The organism is Spirosoma panaciterrae DSM 21099 (assembly GCF_000374025.1).
Classification (GTDB): Bacteria; Bacteroidota; Bacteroidia; order Cytophagales; family Spirosomataceae; genus Spirosoma; species Spirosoma panaciterrae.
Window position 1 is genome coordinate 1 of the sequence record NZ_KB893242.1, and the last position, 1093, is coordinate 1093.

Genomic DNA, 1093 nt, shown 5'->3' on the forward strand with positions numbered 1-1093 from the left:
GCAGCCCAACCAAACAGGGGTGTAAAGGCTGGAAAGTATATTTGTTGTTTGAGCCGGTCTCAGCAGCCATCAGCCCCTGTGGGTGTTGGGTGATGCAACAGGCTGAACAACAACGTAGTGGTCAGATTCCGGTCGACACGGGGCACGGCTCTACAGGCAACCTTTTTGGCTCGTTGATCGGGTTGCGGTCGACACGAGAATCGCCCCGGCTTGGGAAGTTCAAAAGGTGAGTTTGTAAGGTAGTATGCGACAGCATAAACGCCTTAGTATGTCGGATTTTTAAGCTGCACAACAAGTGTGGAATTATTGGCCCTGTGCATCTTAAGATAAATAGGCGGCCTTTATGAGATACACTTATTTGTTTGTACTTATTTTACTTCTAAGCTGTACAAAAAGCAAAGAGAAAACGCATATTGAATTTAGTTACGACAATACGTGGACCAAATCGTATTCGTTTGTAATAGATACAAATGATAGAGTATATCTAAAAACGTATTTTCCATATGAAAAAGCAGGGAAGTATGAAGTTGATGTAAGCCAAGACTTTATTAATAATTTCAAGCTGAAAGTAGCAGAGTTGAAACTCGATACAACCACAGCTCGCTATTACCAAGCTGGTCTTTCTGACGGTACAGCGTTTCAGATTTACAAAGAATCAAAGGCTGATACTCTTTCTGTCTACGTTTATGGCGAAGAAGCGCCTAAAAAAATATATGGTACAGCTTTTTATTTAGATTCTTTGATTGACAAAGCTAGGAACCGAAAAAAAACAACTATTGACTTTCCGCTAAAGACAGGGAAGAATTTTGAACTACCCGTGGAGTTGCTAAAACTGAAACCTCCAGACAGCTAAAATCTGATTATGAGGTGTTATCAGTGGCCTTTCCGGCGACAGGGAGCTCGTCCCGAGGGAGAGGTTGCAGCCCAACCAAATGAGGGTGTAAAGGTTGGCAGTTGGTTTTGTTCAGTAACGTAGCGTTATCATCCATCAGCCCTCATGGGTGTTGGGTGATGAACCAAGCGAACAACGTAACGTACTGAAAAATAGCGTATTGTTTGGCTTGCGTGTGACAGTCAGCGCGTTCCAAAGTCA

General features: G+C 43.1%; 2 protein-coding genes. Both read left to right on the forward strand.

Annotation, left to right across the window (positions count from 1 at the left end; all coding sequences use genetic code 11):
• Positions 1-230: hypothetical protein (locus B153_RS36280; RefSeq protein ID WP_040762446.1), on the forward strand; the 230-nt coding region annotated here is incomplete at its 5' end.
• 113 nt (positions 231-343) lie between these two features.
• Positions 344-853, forward strand: a complete 510-nt coding sequence (locus tag B153_RS0132165) for a hypothetical protein (protein ID WP_020600872.1) — start codon at positions 344-346, stop codon at positions 851-853.
• Positions 854-1093: the final 240 nt, after the last annotated feature.

Coding starts and splice junctions, on each gene's coding strand:
- B153_RS0132165 (WP_020600872.1), top strand. CDS start 344: ATGAGATACACTTATTTGTTTGTACTTATTTTACTTCTAAGCTGTACA.